We start from the raw sequence: 4,156 nt of genomic DNA on the forward strand, positions 1-4,156 counted from the left end.
CACTCTTCTCCTCTGACTTTTCTGCTACCGGTGCTTCTGGTACAATTCGGTTTTTAGCATCAGGCGATCGCAATGCGCCAGTTCAACTTGTAAAAATTGTTCCTGGTTCCCGTTCCCGCACGGGTTATGACTTTGAACCAGTCCGATAATTGTTAATAAAATACCCGTCCTCCAAATACAATTTCAACTAGCAAGCACTTAATTAAGTCAAGCACTTGTATTGAATGGACGCGCGGGTAATTATACTATGTCCCAAAAAAATGAAACAACTATTCTTGTATTATCCATCCTAATCACCGTCGGGCTAATAGCTGGCGGTTTTTGGTGGTTTACTAAAAAGTCTGGTGTTAACCTAAATACAATTAATTCTGGTAGCAGCAAAACGCCCCAAGCTCGATCAGAACAGCCTAGTGGCAATACTTTCACTTCAGTACAGGATGTTCCTACAGGATTATTCAATTACGGAGGCAGTACGTCTTGGGCACCGATTCGATTAATAGTTGACCCAGCAATTCAAGCGGCGCGGCCAGAACTTCGGCTGCGTTATGTAGAACCCAGCAATGCATCTCCTGGTACTGGTACTGGCATTCAATCTCTAATAGACGGTCAACTAGCCTTTGCCCAGTCCTCTCGACCAGTTTTAGATCAGGAATTAAACCGTGCCCAGCAGCGTGGGTTTACTTTGAAACAAATTCCTGTGGCAATTGATGGTTTAGCAGTTGCAGTTAACCCCAACCTTAACATCCAAAGACTGACGATAGACCAGTTAAAGTCAATTTACACAGGCAAAATCAATAATTGGAGCCAGGTGGGCGGCCCCAATATCCCGATTAAGCCCTATTCTCGCCGCATTGCTGATGGCGGTACGGTGGAACTTTTTGTCCAAGATATCTTGGGTGGTCAACCTTTCAGTTCCAATGTGGAATTTATCTCCACAACCACCCAAGCTTTGCAAAAATTGGCTGGTAGTCCTGCTGGTATCTACTACGCTTCTGCCCCAGAGGTGATTCCTCAATGCTCAATCAAAGCCTTGCCGTTGGGGCGGACGCAAGGGCAATACATTGCTCCATACCAGGAACCATCTGTCCTCCCGTCCGAATGTCCTGGTAAACGAAGCAAATTGAACATTGAGGCTTTCCAATCAGGAAAATACCCGATTACCCGCAATCTGTTTGTGGTGGTCAAACAGAATGGTCAGACTGAGCAGCAAGCAGGTGTCGCTTACGCCAACTTACTGCTGACTGAGCAGGGACAGGAACTGATTAGCCAAGCTGGGTTTGTCAAAATTCGCTGACTCTTGCGATCGTCTCCGGCGGGGCGTAGCCCATCGCACTCAAGACAGAGTGGCGGAAATCGCCGCTCTGAACTGTGCTTTAACCAGCTCTATTAATCGACTCTGCTGGCAAGCATATTAGATTATCGCCTTGAGTCAGGATTAAGCCACGTTGACGCAGCTTACCCATCAAGCGGGTGACGGTAACACGAGTGGAACCAATCGCGCTCCCAATTTGGGCATGGGTGAGGGGGAAGGGTAAACAATAGCCGCGAATCACATCAGGATCAGTGTCGCTCATTGCTGGCTCTCCATATTCCTCAATTAACAATGTGAGAAATCCTAAGAGTCGGTCAATTGTGCGGCGTTGTCCCAAGGCACTCAGCCACAGTAGCTTACGCTGGTGCTGATACCTAAAGGCATCCATAACTTCACGACGGAAGTGAGGCCAGTTGTCTAAGTCATGCCAGTACATCCACAACACCGCTGTTTGGTCAACATGGGCGTAGGACTGGAGTGTGAATGGTGATTGGGCAACAATTTCAAATGGCTGTCCCGCTCCCACAAAACCCAAGAACGCTTCTTCTGGGGTTCTGTTAATTCGTCGAGACGTTAGCTGGCTGGCAGTCGCACTAACTTGGGCGGTTCCTACCATACGGATCGCACCCCTTTGCACCAAATACAGCAATCCAGGCCGGGCTGGAATGCGCTCATCTTTGCTAAAGGTACGGCAGCGGTAGTGTTCTTGAGCCCAGTCAAGAATGCGTTGCCAAGTCAAAAAAGGCCGTGATGCCTCAGAAAAGGAGGATGAAGATTGCATAGGTAACAAAGAGCGTTCGGCTGAAGACAAAGACATAAATAAAAGGGTGCAAGGAGTGTCTTTGTGTTGGCAAGGCAGGCTTAACGCCTAACAGCGCCAGCCAATCCAAAGAATAGAGAGCAAATTATTCTCTACTCTTTTGTTATACTTCTTACTGTACAATGATGGTAGTAAAGTTTACTTACTATTCATCGATTATTCATCAAATTTTATCCTCTTCTCATTTTTCTTTATCTAAATTAAATTTATACCGCAAGAGAGATGACAGAAAAGTAACAAATATATCTTACATAATAATTTAAATAATATTACGTGCATTATAAATTACAAGTTAGCAAATATACGTCAATCAAACAGTTAGTATACAGTTATTTAATAAAATCACTAAGCATTAATACTTATAAGGCAGAAAATAACTACATAAAAAATGATAAAATTCCTCTACATAAAGGTAGAGATAATAATAGAATTTTATACACCTCAAATGTGTCATTAGGACTATCAAAATCTCAGAATCGAAAAGCGATGGAGCTTGCCAGTGCGATCGCCTCAGATATATCAGGGATCTGTGGGGGCGTTTTTAGCATTCAAATAGTTCCCCCTGGTTTGATACATTTTGAATTAACTAACTCGACGTTAGCGACTTGGTTACAAAGTCTTGTAGTTGGGAGTGGGGAGTGGGGAGTGGGGAGTGGGGGACATGAGGGGGATGAGGGGGATGAGGGGGATGAGGGGGATGAGGGAGATGAGGGAGATGAGGGGACAAGGGGACAAGGGGACAAGGGGATTAGTAAAGCCAATGCCCAATGCCCAATACTTCGACTTCGCTCAGTACAAGTGCCCAATGCCCAATACTTCGACTTCGCTCAGTACAAGTGCCCAATGCCCAATTCTTTGTTTCCTGTTCAGTATGCCCATGCACGCTGCTGTTCGCTAGTGCTTCTGGCTCACCGAGAGGGATTGATTAAACTTAGAGAACCAGTTCCAAATACTAGTCCAGCTTTTTGGAGTGTTATCTCTCCTAACCCTTTACCTTGGCTTAATTGTGACGGAACATTGCGGCTAAATCACCCAGATGAGCGTTGTCTAATTGGTGAGTTAATACAAGTGGTAGACAACATAGAGTACGCTGATGTTAAGGGTTCTGTGAAATGGGAAAAGGTAGCGCTGAGTTTGAGCCAAGCTTTTGAAAAGTTTTGGTGTAATTGCCGGATTTGGGGTGAGGTGAAAATTACCTCACCAGAGTTAGCCCAAGCTAGACTCGGATTGCTTATGGCTACTCAGTCAGTATTAAGATTTGTGCTAGAGGAAAACTTGGGTGTTTTTGCGCCCCTGGAGTTATAAATGGGTAATGTTGCTTAGGCAAAAATAAAAACTTTTATATATCTATTGACTCAATGCATCACCTCAGCTACATTAACAGGTGTGTGAGGAGCGAACCAGCTAGGACACCGAGACGAAACACGGCCAGTCGTCGGTGTCCTTTCTGATTTATATGGGTTGGGTTTGAAAAATTGCCCTCATTACAGCAAAAACTTTTCAATTGCTACTGCTGCTCCGTCTTTCTCTACGCTAGGCGCTACCCACTGCGCGATCGCTTGCACTCCTGCTGGTGCGTTGCCCATAGCTACACCCAGTCCAACATACTCCAGCATTTCCAGATCATTGAAGTTATCGCCAATCGCCATAACGTTGGCTATCTGTAATCCCAGTAATTCTTCGGCTAGGTAACGCACAGCAGTTCCCTTATTCACAGAGGCGTTAGTTGCTTCAAAGAAAGTAGCAACAGATGTTGTCAGATAAAGTTCAGCAGGTGTGTATTGGCGGCGCAAATTCCCTAATAGCTTATCGATTACATCAGTGTCATCGCACAAAGCGAGAATTTTTGTTGGTTCATTCGTTAAGGCTTGACGCAAATCACCCACGGGAATCGGGGTAATACCAGAACGTTCTGCATAAATTTGGGTTTCTCTGGTTAATTCACGGACGTATAGTTGATCATTGATGTAGAAGTGGACAGATAAGAGCGATCGTAACTCAGGCTGTTCAAAATAGTCGAGTAA

Annotated in this window: 4 protein-coding genes and 1 pseudogene; 3 read left to right on the forward strand and 2 right to left on the reverse strand. The window is 45.0% G+C overall.

The genetic code is table 11. The annotated features are described in order from the left end of the window. Together LC574_RS29275 and LC574_RS29280 are read left to right on the forward strand one after the other, a co-directional pair. Positions 1-149: pseudogene (locus tag LC574_RS29275) on the forward strand (receptor ligand binding family protein); the annotation flags it as partial. A gap of 98 nt (positions 150-247) precedes the next feature. Further along, positions 248-1,294, forward strand: a complete 1,047-nt coding sequence (locus LC574_RS29280) for a PstS family phosphate ABC transporter substrate-binding protein (protein WP_229457135.1) — start codon at positions 248-250, stop codon at positions 1,292-1,294. 79 nt (positions 1,295-1,373) lie between these two features. On the opposite strand, the gene LC574_RS29285 is transcribed toward LC574_RS29280, so the two are convergent. Next, positions 1,374-2,093, reverse strand: a complete 720-nt coding sequence (locus LC574_RS29285; RefSeq protein ID WP_229457138.1) for a Crp/Fnr family transcriptional regulator — start codon at positions 2,091-2,093, stop codon at positions 1,374-1,376. A gap of 684 nt (positions 2,094-2,777) precedes the next feature. Here LC574_RS29285 and LC574_RS38595 point away from each other — a divergent pair. After that, positions 2,778-3,437, forward strand: coding sequence for a DALR anticodon-binding domain-containing protein (locus LC574_RS38595; RefSeq protein ID WP_368736748.1), 660 nt, complete (start codon positions 2,778-2,780; stop codon positions 3,435-3,437). 179 nt (positions 3,438-3,616) lie between these two features. Here LC574_RS38595 and LC574_RS29295 read toward each other — a convergent pair. Continuing rightward, the coding region (locus tag LC574_RS29295) for an HAD-IIB family hydrolase (RefSeq protein WP_229457137.1) at positions 3,617-4,156 on the reverse strand (540 nt) is incomplete at its 5' end.

This window comes from Nostoc sp. CHAB 5715 (assembly GCF_020829685.1).
In the GTDB taxonomy this organism is placed as follows: Bacteria; Cyanobacteriota; Cyanobacteriia; order Cyanobacteriales; family Nostocaceae; genus Nostoc.